Annotated in this window: 13 protein-coding genes and 1 tRNA gene; 9 read left to right on the top strand and 5 right to left on the bottom strand. The window is 64.5% G+C overall.

Annotation, left to right across the window (positions count from 1 at the left end; all coding sequences use genetic code 11):
* The 4 genes from VQ03_RS03960 to VQ03_RS03945 form a co-directional block, all read left to right on the top strand.
* Positions 1-647: ABC transporter permease subunit (locus tag VQ03_RS03960; protein WP_048449558.1), on the top strand; the 647-nt coding region annotated here is incomplete at its 5' end.
* A 9-nt stretch (positions 648-656) separates the two neighbouring features.
* A complete protein-coding gene (locus VQ03_RS03955; protein ID WP_048449557.1) occupies positions 657-1,697 on the top strand; it encodes an ABC transporter ATP-binding protein in 1,041 nt (346 codons plus the stop codon).
* A 20-nt stretch (positions 1,698-1,717) separates the two neighbouring features.
* Positions 1,718-2,722 carry a peptide ABC transporter ATP-binding protein gene (locus tag VQ03_RS03950; protein WP_048449566.1) on the top strand — a complete coding sequence of 335 codons (1,005 nt, stop codon included), beginning with the start codon at positions 1,718-1,720 and terminating at the stop codon, positions 2,720-2,722.
* A 92-nt stretch (positions 2,723-2,814) separates the two neighbouring features.
* Positions 2,815-4,245: an adenylate/guanylate cyclase domain-containing protein gene (locus VQ03_RS03945; protein WP_053078393.1), complete on the top strand. Its 1,431-nt coding sequence runs from the start codon at positions 2,815-2,817 to the stop codon at positions 4,243-4,245.
* A 93-nt stretch (positions 4,246-4,338) separates the two neighbouring features.
* Here the strand turns inward: VQ03_RS03945 and VQ03_RS03940 are convergent, their stop codons facing one another.
* On the bottom strand, positions 4,339-4,716 hold the full coding sequence (locus tag VQ03_RS03940) for a VOC family protein (RefSeq protein ID WP_048449556.1): 378 nt from the start codon (positions 4,714-4,716) through the stop codon (positions 4,339-4,341).
* Between the two features lie 394 nt (positions 4,717-5,110).
* Between VQ03_RS03940 and VQ03_RS32680 the strand changes: the two genes are divergently transcribed.
* From VQ03_RS32680 to VQ03_RS03925, 4 genes are all read left to right on the top strand, one after another.
* The gene (locus VQ03_RS32680; RefSeq protein WP_157063945.1) at positions 5,111-5,539 is read left to right on the top strand and encodes a hypothetical protein; all 429 of its coding nucleotides are present in this window, start codon (positions 5,111-5,113) and stop codon (positions 5,537-5,539) included.
* 29 nt (positions 5,540-5,568) lie between these two features.
* Entirely contained in the window at positions 5,569-5,793 is a 225-nt protein-coding gene (locus VQ03_RS03935; protein ID WP_157063944.1) for a hypothetical protein, read from the top strand.
* A 564-nt stretch (positions 5,794-6,357) separates the two neighbouring features.
* Positions 6,358-6,447 (top strand) — tRNA-Ser (locus VQ03_RS03930).
* Positions 6,448-6,544: 97 nt separating this feature from the next.
* Positions 6,545-8,284: a site-specific integrase gene (locus VQ03_RS03925; protein ID WP_083467757.1), complete on the top strand. Its 1,740-nt coding sequence runs from the start codon at positions 6,545-6,547 to the stop codon at positions 8,282-8,284.
* 68 nt (positions 8,285-8,352) lie between these two features.
* Here VQ03_RS03925 and VQ03_RS03920 read toward each other — a convergent pair whose 3' ends face one another.
* The 4 genes from VQ03_RS03920 to VQ03_RS03910 form a co-directional block, all read right to left on the bottom strand.
* Complete coding sequence (locus VQ03_RS03920) at positions 8,353-11,472, bottom strand: type I restriction endonuclease subunit R (RefSeq protein ID WP_245291953.1); 3,120 nt, start codon at positions 11,470-11,472, stop codon at positions 8,353-8,355.
* Between the two features lie 56 nt (positions 11,473-11,528).
* A complete protein-coding gene (locus VQ03_RS31540; RefSeq protein WP_083467756.1) occupies positions 11,529-12,695 on the bottom strand; it encodes a restriction endonuclease subunit S in 1,167 nt (388 codons plus the stop codon).
* Complete coding sequence (locus VQ03_RS03915; RefSeq protein ID WP_048449552.1) at positions 12,692-14,251, bottom strand: type I restriction-modification system subunit M; 1,560 nt, start codon at positions 14,249-14,251, stop codon at positions 12,692-12,694. Before VQ03_RS03915 ends, VQ03_RS31540 begins: the two co-directional genes overlap by 4 nt.
* A 537-nt stretch (positions 14,252-14,788) precedes the next feature.
* Positions 14,789-15,346, bottom strand: a complete 558-nt coding sequence (locus VQ03_RS03910) for a recombinase family protein (protein WP_048449551.1) — start codon at positions 15,344-15,346, stop codon at positions 14,789-14,791.
* Positions 15,347-16,051: 705 nt separating this feature from the next.
* Here VQ03_RS03910 and VQ03_RS32675 point away from each other — a divergent pair.
* Complete coding sequence (locus tag VQ03_RS32675; protein WP_157063943.1) at positions 16,052-16,189, top strand: hypothetical protein; 138 nt, start codon at positions 16,052-16,054, stop codon at positions 16,187-16,189.
* Positions 16,190-16,657 lie beyond the last annotated feature (468 nt).

Genomic DNA, 16,657 nt, shown 5'->3' with positions numbered 1-16,657 from the left:
TCGGCCGCGACATCCTCTCGCGCCTGATCCACGGCGCCCGCCTGTCGCTCTCCATCGGCATCGCGGTCGTGACGGTGTCGATCGTGGTCGGCACGATGCTGGGGCTCGTCGCCGGCTTTATCGGCGGCGCCACCGGCATCGTCATCATGCGGGTGATGGACATCATCCTGACCCTGCCGTCCTTGCTCCTCGCCATCGTCATCGTGGCGATCCTCGGCCCCGGGCTGATGAACGCGATGCTGGCGGTCGCCGTGGTGGTGCTGCCGCATTACGTCCGCATCGCCCGCGCCGCCGTGATCGCGGAAAAATCGAAGGACTACGTCACCGCGGCGCGGGTCAGCGGCGCCGGGCCGTTGCGCCTGATGCTCAGCGAGGTGCTGCCGAACTGCGCCGCACCCCTGATCGTCCAGGCCTCGCTCGGCGTCTCGACGGCGATCCTCGATGCCGCGGCCCTCGGTTTCCTGGGGCTCGGCGCCCAGCCGCCCTCGCCGGAATGGGGCACGATGCTGGCCGATGCCCGGGAATTCGTGCTCCGGGCCTGGTGGGTGGTGACCTTCCCCGGCCTCATCATCCTGGTCACCGTGCTCGCCTTCAACCTCGTCGGGGACGGCCTTCGCGATGCCCTCGACCCCAAGCTGAAGCGGTGAGGCCTCAACGTGCCGCTCCTCGAGATCCAGAACCTGTCCGTCGCGTTTCCCTCCGCCGGCGGAGCCTTGCGCGCCGTCGACGGCGTCAGCCTGACCCTGGAGGAGGGGGAGGTGCTCGGCGTCGTCGGCGAGTCGGGCTCGGGCAAGAGCGTGACCATGATGGCGCTGATGGGCCTCGTCGCCTATCCGGGCCGGGTCACCGCCGACCGCCTCGCCTTCGCGGGGACCGACCTCCTCGGGATGCCCGCCCGCGAGCGCCGCCGCCTCACCGGCCGCGACGTGGCGATGATCTTCCAGGAGCCGACCACCAGCCTCAATCCCTGTTTCACGATCGGCTTCCAGATCACCGAGTCCTTGCGCCAGCATCTCGGCCTCGACCGTCGGGCGGCGAAGCGGCGGGCGATCGAACTCCTGGAGCAGGTCGGCATCCCGGCGGCCGAGAGCCGGCTGTCGTCCTATCCGCACCAGCTCTCCGGCGGCATGAACCAGCGGGTGATGATCGCCATGGCGATCGCCTGCAACCCTAAGCTCCTCATCGCCGACGAGCCGACGACCGCCCTCGACGTCACCATCCAGGCGCAGATCCTCGACCTGCTGCTCTCGCTCCAGCGCGAGCGCGGCATGGCGCTGGTGCTCATCACCCACAACATGGGGGTGGTCGCCGAGACCGCCGACCGGATGATGGTGATGTATGCCGGCCAGGTGATGGAGGAGCAGCCCGCCGAGGCTTTGTTCGCGAGCCCCCAGCATCCCTACACCGCGTCCCTGCTCGCGGCTTTGCCGGAGCGCAGCGAGGGCGGGCGGCTCGCCACCATCCCGGGCGTGGTGCCGGGGCTCTACGACCGCCCGCGCGGCTGCCTGTTCGCGCCGCGCTGCGCTGACGCCACCGCGCATTCCCGCGACGAGCGGCCGGCCCTGCGCCCGTGGCAGGACGGCTTCGTGCGCTGCCACTATCCGCTCGGCGATCCATCCCGGGACGCCCGCATCCGCCAGGACCACCCTGTCGGCGCAAGCGCCGGAACGTCCACCACCGCGGAGGCGATCCCATGAGCGCCACCATGAGCGCCACCATGAGCGCGCCCGTCGTCGTCGCCGACGCCTTGCGCCAGACCTACGAGATCCGCCGCGGGCTGTTCCGCCAGCCGGCCCGGCTCCAGGCCGTCGGCGGGATCTCGTTTTCGATCGAGCCCGGCCGGACACTGGCGGTGGTCGGCGAATCCGGCTGCGGCAAGTCGACCCTCGCCCGCATGGTGACGCTGATCGAGTCGCCCTCCGACGGCGACCTCACCCTCGACGGGATCGACGCGGTCGATACGCCCGCGCCCGAGCGCCGCCGCCTGCGCCGCACCGTGCAGCTGGTGTTCCAGAACCCCTACGGCTCGCTCAACCCGCGCAAGCGCATCGGGGCGATCCTGGAGCAGCCGCTCGCCATCAATACCGGCCTGTCGGGGGCGGAGCGCCGCGAGCGGGTGCGGGCGATGATGGCCAAGGTCGGCCTGCGCCCCGAGCACGATGCGCGCTATCCCCACATGTTCTCCGGCGGCCAGCGCCAGCGCATCGCCATCGCCCGCGCCCTGATGCTGTCGCCCAAGCTCGTGGTCGCCGACGAGCCGGTCTCGGCCCTCGACGTGTCGATCCAGGCCCAGGTGCTCAACCTGCTGGCGGACCTGCAAGCGGAGCTGGGCCTCGCCTACCTGTTCATCTCCCACGATCTCGGCGTCGTCCGCCACATCGCCCACGACGTGCTGGTGATGTATCTCGGGCTGGCCATGGAGCAGGGGCCGAAGGAGGCGATCTTCGCGCGTCCCCTCCACCCCTATACCCGGGCCCTGATGGCGGCGACGCCGGGCATCGGCCCGCGGACCCGCGGGCGGATCGTGCTGCGGGGCGAGCTGCCCTCGCCGCTCGATCCCCCGAAGGGCTGCGTGTTCTCGACCCGCTGCCCCCACACCACCGCCCGCTGCCGCGAGGAGCGGCCGGCCCCGCGCACGCTCGCCGGCCGCGCCGTGGCCTGCCACTACGCCGAGGAGTTCCTGGAGAGTGCGGCGGGCCAGGGACTGGAAGCCGCCGGCTGACCCCCCGCTCACGGTCTGTTCAAGCCCGGGGGGCTTCGCAGTGCGGCATTCCGCACTACCATGAGGGAATCGGAAGGCCAGCGACCGGATCCGTGACAGAGCACGCTGCGACGGCCCAGCCGAGAATCCTGATCCTTGCCCGCGGGCTGACCTTCCGGGCCGGCCTGCGGGTCGCGCGCCTGCGCCACTGGCTCGCCGGCCGGCTGCCGCCCCCGGCCCGTGGGCGCCTGGCCGGGAACGTGCGGGCCGCCGAGCTCGCCGGCCTCGCCTTCGCGTTCCGGGCCCGGGCCGTCGCCATCGTGGTCGTGTCGCTGTGGCTCCTCGTGCTGGTGCCCTGGCCGCGCGACCTCTACTACCTCGCCGTCGCCGGCCTGTTCTTCCTCCTCGGCTACGTGCCCTACCGGTTGCGCAACCATCCGCGGGCGGGGGCGATCAAGCTCGCCTTCACGGTGCTCGACATCGCGCTCGTGACCACGGCGATCATCATGCCGCCGCCCGCCGGGCTCGGGGTCGACTGGCCGGTCCAGACCCGCCTGCGCACCCCGGAATTCCTCTACCTGCTGCTGCTGCTCGGCGAGGCGGCGCTGACCTACCGGCCGCTGGCGGTGCTCTGGACCGGGACCTGGATCGCCGCGATCTGGTCGTTCGGCGTCTGGCTGGTCTATGGCCGCGAGGACACGGTGCGCTTCGCCGACATCGTCCATGACGGACGCCTGAGCGCCGACGCCGCCCTGCGGATCTTCCTCGACCCGGCCTTCGTCGGCCTGACCCCGCTCTGGACGCAAGCCATCGTCACCGGCCTGTTCACCCTGCTGCTCGCCATCGCGGTGTGGCGGGGGCGGGGCACGATGCTGGCGCAGGTGCGCGCCGAGGTGGTGCGCGCCGACCTCGCCCGGTACGTCTCGCCCGACGTCGCCGATGCGCTGACGGCCCGGGCCCATGCGGGCTTCGGGGCGCCGCAGACCCGAGTGGTGGCGGTGCTGTTCGCCGACGTGGTCGGCTTCACCGGGATGAGCGAGGGTCTGGGGCCCGAGCGCGCCTTCGCGCTCCTGCGCGGCTTCCGCGAGCGCTGCTGCAAGGTGGTCTTCCGCCACGCCGGCACCCTCGACAAGTTCCTCGGCGACGGCTTCATGGCGACCTTCGGCGGCCTCGACGGGCGCGGCGACGGCGCCGCGCGGGCGATGGCCTGCGCGGTCGACCTCCAGCGCGAGGTCGATGCCTGGAACGCCAAGCGCGAAGCCCGCGGCGCCGCGCCGGTGCGGGTCGCGGTCGGGGTGCATTGCGGCCCGGTGGTGATCGGCAATATCGGCGCCGACCAGCGGGTCGAATTCACGGTGATCGGCGACGTCGTCAACGTCGCGAGCCGCCTCGAAGCCGCCACCCGCGAGGTCGGCGGCCGCATCGTCGTCTCGGAATGCTGCTTCTCGGCCGCCCGGCCGGAGGTGGCGGCCCACTTCACCCGCACGCTCCCCCTGACCCTGCGCGGCCGCACCCAGCCGATCGTGGTCCACGTCGCAGAGTAGGACGCACCGGAACAGGGCCTGGCGTGAGACCACCGCGCCTTCATCAATGCGAAGCGCGATGGTCTCGAAGCAGGTTTTGGCGGAGCCGCATCCTCAGCCGCGCTGCAGGACCTCGATGCGCACGCCGTCCGGCCCCTCGAAGAAGGCGATCCGCAGGCCCGGCCGCATGTCGGTGATACCCGACAACAGGGGGATGCCGCGGGCGGCGAGGTCCGCCACCGTCGCCTCGATGTCCTCGACGCGCAGGCCGATATGCTCGATGCCGCGATGCGGCGGGACGGCGGCCGGCCCGGTGCCCTCGGGCGCCTGCTCGATGAACATCCTCATCCCGCCGAGATCGAGGATGATCCGGCTCGGGCTCTCCCCGCCCTCACGCCCGGTCTCCCGCGCCTCCAGCACCTCGACGTAGAACCGCGCCGCCGCCACCGCGTCCCGGCTGCGCAGGTGGAGATGGTCGTAAACATAGCCCATGCGGGTCTCCTCCGGTGCGCCCCGTCGCGCTCCGCCTCCACCGCGCACGGTACGTCGGCTCGGCACCGCGCGAAAGGCGGTCCCGCCCGCGGCCGGGCTCACCGGCCGCGATCGACGCACAGCGATGCTGTCCGACAGGACGACCCGCGCGAGGGCGCCGTCATCCAGGATCGGCTGTCAGGCCCGTGACCGCCGTCCCGCTATCGCACGCGTCGCGCTCCGCGCCGGCCCCGTCGCGGGCTGAGGCGATGGAAGCTCTGCCGGCGGCGGGTGGCCCGGGTCGGCTCGCAACGGGGACTCACCCAATGGATGCCGGGACTTGCACGAAAACCCAGGCCGCCGCGCATTCCCCTGCATTTCATCCTTCGATCTCACCATCCAGATGGAACCCGCGATGAAGTACGTCACCGTCGTTTCGCTTGCGGCCGGATTGATATTTCCGAATTGCGCGTCGGCACAATGGAACAACCCGGACAAGGCGAACCTGCGCATGCAAGTGAAATCGAAGGTCGGAAAAGTCCGATCGCTTGAAACAACACCCTTCTTCGGCGACTACAACTCCGACGGCAAGGATGATGCACTCGTGTTCGCGTATTACGACGACCGCAATGGCGGAAACTCGACGAGCCTGGATGTCTTTCTGTTCAAAGGAACCGGCAAAAGATTTTCCTTCGTCAAGAAGATTCAGGATGTCTACGGGACGGCACCCAGAATGGTTCGCTTCAGCCCGGGAACCATCAAGGTCACGTTGACCACGCTCGGCCCGAACGATCCGCGCTGCTGCCCGACGGCGACGAAGGAGTATGTGATCTCCGCACGATGAGCCCGAATCGCAGGACGTTGATCGGGCTCATGACGCTGCTGGAGAAGCATGACGGACCGAGTCAATTGGACCCGTACGCCGGAAGCGCCGCGGTGCTGTTCCCGTTCCACCAGGTGACCTTCTACGCCTCGGTCCGCACGGAGAGGCGACCGAGGCTCAGTCGGCCGTGCGAGCAAATTGCCGACACTCTCATTCTGATCGGCCTCGTCACCATCACCTGCATCGCATTGCTGCTCGCTGACGACATGATCTGAAACCGCAGATGCGATGCCGGTGCGCTACCGCACCACGAAATACGTTGCGTCGGCGCACAACACACGCACGCAATCACCGGCGGGTATGAGCATTCGCAACGCCGGCTGACCGCCGCCCGGGGGGTCCCATGATCACGCCGAACCAGTTCCGTCGCATGGCCGTCGCGGCCTTCGTCCTCGGCTTGGCGCTGGCTCCCGTCATCAATCCGTTGATCCCCTAGGGCAGCGCCCGACCGCGCTGCAATCGGCCGCCGCTCCCGGTCTTCGATTCTGCCGCGTTTTCTATGACGAACCGGTATCCACGTCGTCCGGCAACGCTCCCGCTCGCAGGCGAGGCCCGTCCTGCAGCCCGACAGGCGTGCGACGGACCTCGGACAGCGCGGACGGGCTCGGCAGCGGGCCAGCCCGTGCCCTGCGATCATGGCCGACCCGGCCACGCAGGTTGACGTCGCGCTCTGGGAGGCCATAGAGAGGAATGCCCGGTGAAGGGGCAGCAAAGCGGCAGCGCCCCGGCTTTCCGGGGCTCCTGCAGCGCGGCGAAAAGCCAAGCTCCGCCAAAGGCTTGGAAGGGTGGCCGAGTGGTTTAAGGCAGCGGTCTTGAAAACCGCCGTGGGGGCAACTCCACCGTGGGTTCGAATCCCACCCCTTCCGCCAGACCTTAGCTAAGTGTCTGCGCCTTCTAGAACCGTTGACATACAAGGGGTTAGCGTCCACCTGTGCTACAGGTTGTTGCTACAGGTGACCCCTCGCGATGGGCCTCGAAACCCGCCTCGTTCGCCGCAAGAACGGCACGTACTCGTTCCGCGCTTGGGTGCCTCCCGAGTTGCGTGAGGTGGTCCCTGGCGGGCGTAGCGGGCAGAAGTGGATTGCATTGGGGACGGCCGATCGCACCGAAGCTGTACGCCGTGCACGGCTGAGGTCGGTGGAGTTCGACCAGGAGTTGGACGCCGCTAGACGGCGCCTGACAGGGACTGTGGACACGATCTCGCAGGCTGAAGCCGATAGGCTGGCCGCGACATGGCTCTCTAAGCTCCTTGAGGATGATGAAAGGAAGAGGTCGGCGGGCGTCTCAGCCGATCGCTTTGAGCGCATGATCAAGGCGGCAGAATATATGGCTCCCCTTGCCGCTAAGGAGCTTGCAACAGGCAGCATGGACACGATCTGGATGGAGGTCGAGGACGTGCTAAAGGTAAACAAGCTGGCTGTGCAGGAAGGCTCTGAGGACTGGCGTCGCCTCGGATTTGCGATGCTCAAGGCTCAGAAGCGATGGGCTGACGCCTATCTCCAGCGAAACAAGGGGGAGGTTGTCGACACACCGGCACTGCCCAAAGCAGCTTCCACTTCCAGCTCCTGCACGGTCGAGGAGCTAATCACCGCCTACCTCGCGGACCCCACCCGCAGCCGCACCCCGGGCACGCTGAAGACCTATCAGACCGTCTTCCGGGCTATGAGGGAGCTGCTAGGCCCTGAGACGCCCGTGGATGGCATCCACCGGATGGACTGCGAACGCATCCGCAGTGTCATCATGCGGCTGCCCAAGAACGCCACTCAGCGGTTCCCGCAACTGTCCCTCGAGGATGCCGCCAAGGTAGCGGATGCGGAAAAGTTGGAGCGCATTGGCGTCGCAGCGGTCAACAATTACCTCCACAACCTCTCGGCCCTATTCAAATGGGGCGTTAAGAACTGGAGGGTCGTCCGAAACCCGGCTGAGGGGCTGGCTCTTCCCGATGACCGGGACCAGCGCGACCTTCGCCAGCCGTTCACCACGGCACAGCTCCAAGCCATTTTCAGCGCTCCGCTCTACACGGGCTGCCAGGACGATGAGGAGGGCTACGCCAAGCCAGGGCCAAACGTAGTTAGTCGCGGGCGCTTCTGGGTGCCGCTCCTGTCTCTCTGGACGGGGATGAGGCTTGGAGAGTGCTGCCAGCTCCACGTGGACGACGTCACGACGCTGGATGGTGTGCCGGTGATCCTCATTGACGACGCAGGAGAGCCAGGAGCAGACGACGCGGACAAGAAGCGGGTGAAGACGGAGGCCGGCAAGCGCTTCGTCCCCGTGCATCCCGAGCTCGAGCGCATCGGGTTTCTGGCCTTCGCAGAAGCAATGCGGCGGAAGGGAGAGAAACGCCTATTCCCGGAGCTAAAGCCCGACTCACTCGGCTACCTCTCGGGCCCCTTTTCGAAGTGGTTCAACGACAAGCGCCGCTTTCTCGGGAAGCTCAGCATGGACGTGAAGGGGGTCTCCTTTCACAGCTTTCGGCATAACTACCGGGATGCCCTCAGAGAGGCAGAGATTGGCCTTGAGCGGGTTCGAGCGTTGGGCGGATGGCGCCGTGATAGCGACGGCGAAGAAGCGATTTACGGGAAGGGCCTTAAGGCTTCCACGCTGTACCGAGAGATCGAGAAGGTGAGATACGTAGGCCTGGATCTGACCCACCTTCATAAATCGTTTTCCAGTAGGACCGACGCTGAAGCGCTCAACATGTCCTAGGTAGGGTCGAGAAATGTAGGAATGCACCTTGACTAGATCACCAGTGCGATCGAGAGCATCGCACTCGCTCAAACGCGGGCTTCTAACGCTCCACCGGACTGGTACCGGGTGAAAACAAATTGCCAGACGGCGTCCACCTTCCCCTCCCAGACCTCCTCGCTGTAGGGGTCCTCTGGGAGGTCATTCAGGGTAAAACGGATGGTGGACTGAACGGTCGCCCTGGGCCTCACCCTAAGCTGCCAGCCGGCAACACGCAGGTGCTCCTGCAGCTTCTCCAAGAGATCACGGGCAACCCGCTTGACCTCGCCCTCCTGAGTCTTTGTCAGCTTGGGCTCAGGCTTCGTGAGGAGATCGAAGATGGCAAGTTCGTCCTCCGTCAGGCCCTCACGCACACCGCGACGCTCCTCCTCCTCCATCTCCGAGACTAGCTTCTTGAGCGCCTCGAAGAACGTCTCGCTGGCAAGTGTGCCAAGGTTGTAGTCGTTCACGAGCCGTTCGAGCTTCTCAACGAGGTGCACCCACGTGGGATTGCGCTGCGCCATCTCCTGAGCCTTCTTCTCAGCACTGGCTTTCAGCTGCTCCCCGGCGGTCTTGGGCTGGGTCGCGAACAGCTTGGCCAGCTTCTCGAAGTCGATGCTCGATAGGTCTACCCTACCGGCAGCGTCGTCTCCCTGGATAATAGGCGCGGTGATCGCGACGCCCTCGATCTTCTCATCCAGCAGCGCCTCTATCTTGGCCGAGAGGGCGGAGATGTCCACGGGACCGAGCTTGGCGCGGACAGCCTCAGCAAGGACGTGGATGGCGGCCACGGGCTTTAGGTAGGGGGTGGCACGCTCGTCTGGCAGAAGCGCCTTGTAGGCTCGCGTAGCGGCTCCGGAGCGGCGGAAGAATTGGCGTCGTTGCTCATCAGGGGCGATGAGAGCCTCCACCCCCTTGCTGATGAGCGCCAACCTCGCGAGCTTGTCAGCAGCGGGGATAGCGTCGATGTCGACACCCAGGTTGGTGCAGAACTCTCGGGCCTCAGCGAGGGCGTGTGTCAGCTCGGAGACCAGTTGGTCCTTGTCGCGGATCGGGGTTCCGCTCGCGTTCTTCGAGGCGTAGACGGCCAGCGCCTTCTGGAGGTTCTGGAACACCCCCACGTAGTCCACGATGACGCCCGCGCTTTTGCCTGGGGCTCGACGGTTGGCACGCGCGATGGTCTGCATCAGCGTGTGGTTCTTCATCGGCTTGTCGAGGTACACCGTGCTGCAGGTCGGCACGTCGAAGCCGGTGATCCACATGGCGCAGACGAAGACCAACCGGAGGGGGTCGTCAGCGTCCTTGAATTTGCTCTCCAGGTCCTCCTTCAACATCCGCTCTCGGTGAGGAAGGATGTCCAACCCTTTCGCCTTGAGGTCGGCGATCTCGTTCTGGCCTTGGCTGACGACCACGGCCATGTCAGTTGACCGCATCCACTCCAGGCGCTGCTCAAGGGCCTCACGAGATTCCTGAGGTGCCTTCGCGAGGTCGGCCTCCTCAAGGCCGATGAGCGCAGCCCACTCCGCCCTCACCTTGTCGTACATGCGAACCGCGGTGGCCTTGTCGATGGCCACGAACATCGCCTTCCCGAGATATCCGCGTGCAGAGAAGTGTCGCACGAGGTCCCTGGCGATCTCGTCCAGGCGGTCCTCGCGGGTGATGAGGTGGTACTGCCGGCCGAACTCCCGCTGAAGCCGAGCCTCCTGCTCATCGTTGAGAGCAGCTTCGTCCAGCAGCTTGTCCAGTTCGTCCTTCAGCTCCTCCGAATTGAGCTGCAGCTCGGGCTTTCGGGCCTCGTAGTAGAGGGGAACGGTAGCACCGTCAGCGATGGACTGTGCGAAGTTGTATACGGAGACGTAATCACCGAAAATTTCCCGGGTGCGCTCCTCCTGCCCAGCGATCAGCGGTGTTCCTGTGAAGCCAATGAAAGCAGCGTTCGGAAGAGCACGGCGCATGTTCGCTGCGAGCTGGTCGTACTGGCTGCGGTGGGCCTCGTCCGTGATGACGATGATGTCGCTTCGCTCAGACAGGACGGGCATTGGTTCGCCTCGCTCTGTCGAGAACTTGTGGATCAGCGTAAAGATGTACCGCTCCTGCCCAGCCAGCAGCTCTCGCAGGTGGGCCCTGGTCTGGGCCTGGCACTCCTCCACGTTCTTGGTGAGAGCACCTACTGAAGCGAAGTTGCCAGCGATCTGCTCGTCCAACTCCTTCCGGTCCGTGACCAGCACGAAAGTCCAGTTCCCACCGAGGCGGCGGAGCACCTTCTCGGCGAACATGACCATGGACAGGCTCTTGCCGCTGCCTTGCGTGTGCCAGAAGACGCCCAGCCGGCCTCGGTTGTCACCGATCTGGTGCACGGCCTCGATGGCCCGATTGACCCCCAGCACCTGATGGTACTTGCCGACGACCTTCCTCAGGCCACCACGGGCATCAACGAAGAGGAGGAAGTTCTCCACCAGATCGAGGAAGCGCGAGGGTTCGCACGTCGCTCTGAGAAGGGTCTCCAGCGCCACGCTCTCTGGCCCGTCCTCCTCCAGCTTCTTCCAAGGAGCGAAGGCGTCAAGGGAGCCGTGTGAGGGGCCTATAAGAGCCTCGATGCCGTTCGACAGAACCGTGAAGCCGTTGTAGTCGAAGAGGCGAGGGATCGTGTCCCGGTAGTCGGTGAGGTTCGCCTCGTAAGCCTCCTGAACGGGCTGGGTCGGAGCCTTCCACTCGCAGAGGAGCAGCGGGATGCCGTTCACGAACCCCACCGCATCAGGGCGCCTGGTGTACAGCTCGCTGGCGAACCACGGCTGAGAGGCCAGGAAGAAGTCGTTGGCGGACGGATCGGCCCAGTCCACCAGCCGTACTCGGTCGGGCTTCAGGGACCCATCAGGCTGTCGCAGCTCCACTGCCACACCCTCTCGCAGCAGCCGGTAGACCTCGCGGTTCGCCGCCACAGGCAGCATGGCGGAGCGATCCTCCATCAGCCTTGCCTCGGCATCGAGCAGCGCCTCTTCAGGAAGGACAGGGTTCAACCGGCGAAGCGCAGCCCTCACGCGAGCGGGAATGAGCACCTCTCGGTAGGAGAGGCGTCCTGTGACGTTGTTCTCACCCAGCTCCTCCTGCATCAAGTCCTTATGCTGCCAGCCAAGTGACTGCAGCAGCTCGACGGCCGGCACCTCCACCACGGCCTTCTCGCTGGCAACTGTGGCTGAGAGAGGGGAGCTTAGGCTCGTAGGCGACATTAGGCAGCGGCCATTAGTTCGCGCTCAGCCGCGGCAAGGGACAATTCGCCGGAGATCAGGCGAGGGAGGAGCAGATCGCGTGAACCACCAAGTCGCACGTTCGCTTCATGGAGAGCATCAACCAAAGCCTGCATTGGAGCAACAACGCTTTCGAAGCTGTCTACGACGTCCCGGGGCGGAATAACAACAGGCAGCTTGAGCGCAGCGTTCCGGTTCAGACCAGGAACAGCAGCGTCGCTATTCTGAAATGGCATCCGTCGCAGCAACTGAACGAGATACGCAGAAGGATAAGCGCTTTCAACGAAAAATACTGTGTCGATCGGGAAGAATGGTTTTGGACTCCAAATGATGGAGCCGACGTTCCCCTTTCGGCCAACGATGATACCTGAACGCTCCACTAAGGCTTGATTGTGATACCCTACAACCCCGCTCGAACCTATGACAGGAACTGCACCCTCTATCCTATCAGTCGCCTTCAGTGCTCTTCCATAGGCCAGGCTCAACAAATCTCCCAAGGTCCCATCCCGCCAGCGCACTGGCAGCACCTGTCCAGTATCCTTTTTGCCATGAAATCGCAAGTAAACAAACCACTCATCGAACAAAATCCGAGCCGTCTCCTCTAACACCGCGATACGTCGTCGGTTCACTTCGATAAGGTCGTCGAAGGAACCAAGAATGGAGGCGATGCGACGCTGTATTGGAAGCGATGGAACCCTGATTTTCAGGCCGCAGAAACCAGATTTGTTCATAATAGGTGTCCGCGCTCCGGACGCCGAGCCGAGCGATAGCAGCTCCTGCTTCCGGAGTCGGAAGGAGTAATATAGAAATGATGCTTCGTATCCTGCGTTCGGGATAATAGTATTGATCTGCTGATTGCTGAACGAGGGGCGGTCAGTGATAATAACCTCACCCATTTGCCAGCCAATGCAGGACACACAAACGCTGTTCGGGGGTAGCTCAATACGCCTTAAGTGAGCGGCACCATCTGGTGACAAGCTACGTTCTGTCCGTCGCGCATATCTACCCTGTCGCATATCACCCGGCGTAATGAATGGATACGCGCGACCAAAAAGCCCCGGCTGCTCGGACGGCGGTGTGCGGCCGGTTACAACGCGGCCAATGTCGCCCACACGCACATCAGCCCAGTCATCAGCACCGTCACTCATACCTTAAGTAGCTCCGCCACGTTCTGCGCGATCAAGCCCTGGAGCTTTGCCGCCTCGATGTTCAGCTCTTCCAGTTCCTCTTGCATCGCCTCGAGCTTAGTGCGGAACTCCTCGCTCTCCTGCTTCTGACCGGGTGCGACACCCACATAACGGCTGGGGTTGAGGCTACAGTCCTGCGCAACGATCTGCTTCCGTGTCGCTACGCGGCATAGGCCCGGCACGTCATTGTATTGTCCTTTGGGGAACGCGGCAGTCATTCGGGCAGCACTGCCAGCCTCGGTCTCGACGGGATCGCCGCGCCAGAGGCGGACTATGTTCGCCAGGAACTCAATCTGGTCAGCGTCGAAGACGCGATGCGCCCGCGTTACCTGACGGAACAGGTGCCGCGCATCCACAAACAACACCTCGTCGCCGCGTGGTCCCTTGGCCTTCCCCTTATCGAAGAACCACAGTGTCACCGGCAGGGTGACCGTGAAGAACATGTTCGGGCCGACCGCGACGACGCAGTCAATGGCGCCAGTCTCGATTAGCTTCCGCCGCAACTCGCGCTCGCTGCCGCCCGCATCCGAGGCGCTGTTGGCCATCACGAAGCCGGCACGACCGGTGGGCTTTAACGCGGCGTAGAAAAGATTAATCCAGAGATAGTTAGCGTTGTTGACGGTGGGCAGTCCAAGCGAAAAGCGGGCGTCTACTTTCCCAGCCTCGTTCACCAGCTTTGCGCGGTCCACCTCTGGCTGGTTGAAGGGCGGATTGGCCATGACGAAGTCAAACTGGCCGATCAGCCTGTGAGGATCGTCGTAGTAGCTGTTGGCTTCACGCAGTTCGCCAGATAGGCCATGCACAGCGAGGTTAAGCCGACAGAGGCGCAGCGTATCGGACATCTTCTCGACGCCGTAGACGCTAATTTCGCTTTCAGGCGCACGATGATGTCGACGTACAAACTCTGCCGAGTGGACGAACATACCGCCTGACCCGCACGCCGGGTCGAAGATGGCCCCGTGGTAAGGTTCGATCACCTCCACGATGAGCTTCACGATGGAGGCAGGCGTGAAGTACTCCCCTCCTTTCTGCATGAAGGACGATGCGAACTGACCCATGAAGTACTCGAAGACCAGCCCGTAGGCATCACCTTCGATCTTTAGGGGGGCCAGCAGGCGCAGCAGCTCTTGGAGCACGCTGCTCGGCAGGCCGCCGTAGCCTTGTGGAAGGGCACCAGTGAGATCGGGGTTTTGATCGGCTACGGCCTTCATGGCCGCGTTCAATGCCGCTCCAAGGTCCGCCGTGCCCGGCAGGGAGAGCAGCTTTGAGAACCGAGCGTTTTCCGGCAGGTACACTGCACCACGTGCTTGGTAGTCAGCAGGGGTCGCCTTGAGCCGGCCCTTGAACAGAGGAGCAAGCTCGGCGTGCACCTTGTCGAACTTGGCTTCCATCTGACGAAGCGCGATCAGCGCCAGCACCGGCTGGGCATACTGGTCTGGCCGCAGGGAGCTGTTGGTCCAGAGCTGGTCAGCGGTAGCGAATAGGCGGCGTGAAAGGTCCTGCAGGTCGGTTGCCACGGCTCCCCCGGAAGGCATTGGTTCTGGCTTTGCGACCTTAGCGTGACCGTGAGTGCCACCGCCAGTGTGCCGGCGCATCATCGGACGGTTGTAAGTGGTCGCCGCTCAGTCAGCCCAATGCTCCCATCCTGGCTCCCGGCGAACCGCACGAAATGCTACTTCCTCTCCCTCCACGGCTCTAGACGAACCTCCGCGCCTCCCTTTGCCATCGCTGTATGTACAAGCTCGGGAGCCGAGAAGCCGGCTGAGTGCTTCTGCCCCCTCGGATTCCGCCTCCACAGCAAGGCTGCCGATGCAGTCACAGCTAAGGCTCGAAGGGCTTCTGGTGGCAGTCCCCTCAGAGAAACACGAACAGTCAAAATCGGCAACGCCCCTCCCACTTGGCGGCTATTTTCAGCAACCACGGCGTCCTGCTAGTTTGACTTCCCTTGATCGTCGATAAATAGTTTGATGCTGTCTGCAATCCACACCGAAAAGGGTTAGACATCCCGAGGCAGGGAAAAGCCGCAACATCTCACGCCTCCTCCCTAGGCCACCTCAAGCCGCCTTCGGGTTCAAAGCCCGATGCACCGACATGCGGCTGATGCCCAGCTCCTTGGCGATGGCAGACGGCCCTAGGCCCTGATCCCGCAGTTCGCGGACCCTCTCGGCCGGAACGGAGGCGGGGCGGCCCTTGCCCGCGTACACCCCCGCAGCCTTGGCCTTGGCGATGCCCTCCATCTGACGCTCACGGCGCAGGTTGGTCTCGAACTCAGCGAACACCCCGAGCATCTGCAGGAAGCACCGGCCGGCAGCCGTGGAGGTGTCGATGGGCTGCTCCGTGGCGCGGAGGGTCACGCCCTTGGCCTCCATGTCCCGCACCAGGGAAGCGAGGTCAGCGATGGAGCGGGCGAGCCGGTCGATACGGGTGACCACGATGGTGTCGCCCTTCCTGGCGAACTCCATGAGGGTCTGCAGCTCCGTCCGACCCTCCGTGGAGGTCCCCGACCGTTTCTCTGATCGTATCACCTCGCAGCCTGCGGCCCGCAACGCATCCTCCTGCAAGCCGAGATCCTGATCGGAGGAAGAGACACGAGCGTAACCGTAGACGGCCATCGGAGTGATCCTGTCACATAACGATCTAGACCATGGTACGATGATGTACCATAAGCCTCCTGTCAACCGTTCTGTTACAGGCAGAGATGTATCACTGCGCTGTATCGCAGCGGTGTACCCTTCCGTGACGCCGCCGGTCACCTCTAGGCGCCGCCTCCAGTCCTCCCTGGCAGCACAGGCCTGCCGCACTTCAGGCGTTGCCAGACCACACACCAGCAGCCGCACTCGCCAGCATAAGGAGCAGCCGAGGATCCGACCCCACTCCCCCATGCCAGGAGCAGACTCCCTGCCGACCAATGGAGAGTGACGGCCATCCATCAGCGCAGACCACCGGGCCAGCGAGCGAAGTGCTCAGCCATGCCAAGGCAACGAAGGTCGAGAAGCCGAGCCCTCGGGCATAGTTCCGCTTGAACTACTTCACGGTCACGCCTCCATGCCGCCTCCGGGCTGCTACCGCATCTGACGTTGTCGGGCGATGGCCAGCCAGCATCAAAAGCCAGGGGCCCATGGGGGACGTGAGGCCAGGGCCTAATGATCGATGCCGGCTCACAATTTTTCACCAAACATCCGGGGAAATGATCCCATCCACTTCCGCAATAAATCCATTATCGTATAGTTGGTCTACAAGCTTGAGAGATGGATCTGTGTCTGATAGATAAGCATCAACCTCGGAGCTCATCCAGGTCGCACAAGGGACAAATCAAAATGACCCTCCGCTTGCTCGGCTTCATGCTAGAGATCGAATTGGCCTCGCTGTTCCTCAGGGTGCCCTTCGTTGGTCAGGTCCACATCAGCCCGCTCGGCTTCCATGCCGATTCGTGGCCCCGCGCCCGGTTGGGCTGAGCCGCACATGGCAGGCTGAGGCAGCCGTCCATCGCCTCAGCTCGCCGCATGTCAGGGGTGGCAGGGTAGCCCTCCCGCCGTCAGCAGGCCTCAGCGGGAATGGTGGATGCTCCCGAGATGGTCTCGGCCATTCTTGGTCCATCCCCTACCACCCTGTGGGGCATCCTATCGGCAGGATCTCGGTAGCGGGTGAGCCGAAGGCCTCTCGTGTCGTCCTCCGTGACCGTGAGCTGAGCCGCTCGGTTGAGCTTGCCCTTGAGCGCCACGGTCGCGTGACCCTCGTGACGCATTGCGAGGATGGCATCGGGATCAGCTCCCATTCTCATCAGGGCGCGAGCCGAGGAGAGGAACGGAGTTGAGGAGTCGCAGAGGTGCTGCCCCTCGTGGAAGGTGGCGTAGCGAGCCTTTGAGGTCGCCTTCGACGAGCGAAGGGGTCTGCAGGTGATCGTGATTGTGTTGGTCATGCTT

The sequence above is a fragment of the Methylobacterium tarhaniae genome, assembly GCF_001043955.1.
GTDB lineage: Bacteria > Pseudomonadota > Alphaproteobacteria > Rhizobiales > Beijerinckiaceae > Methylobacterium > Methylobacterium tarhaniae.
The sequence above is the reverse complement of the archived record's forward strand: the minus strand, read 5'-3'. Positions and strand labels throughout refer to the sequence as shown.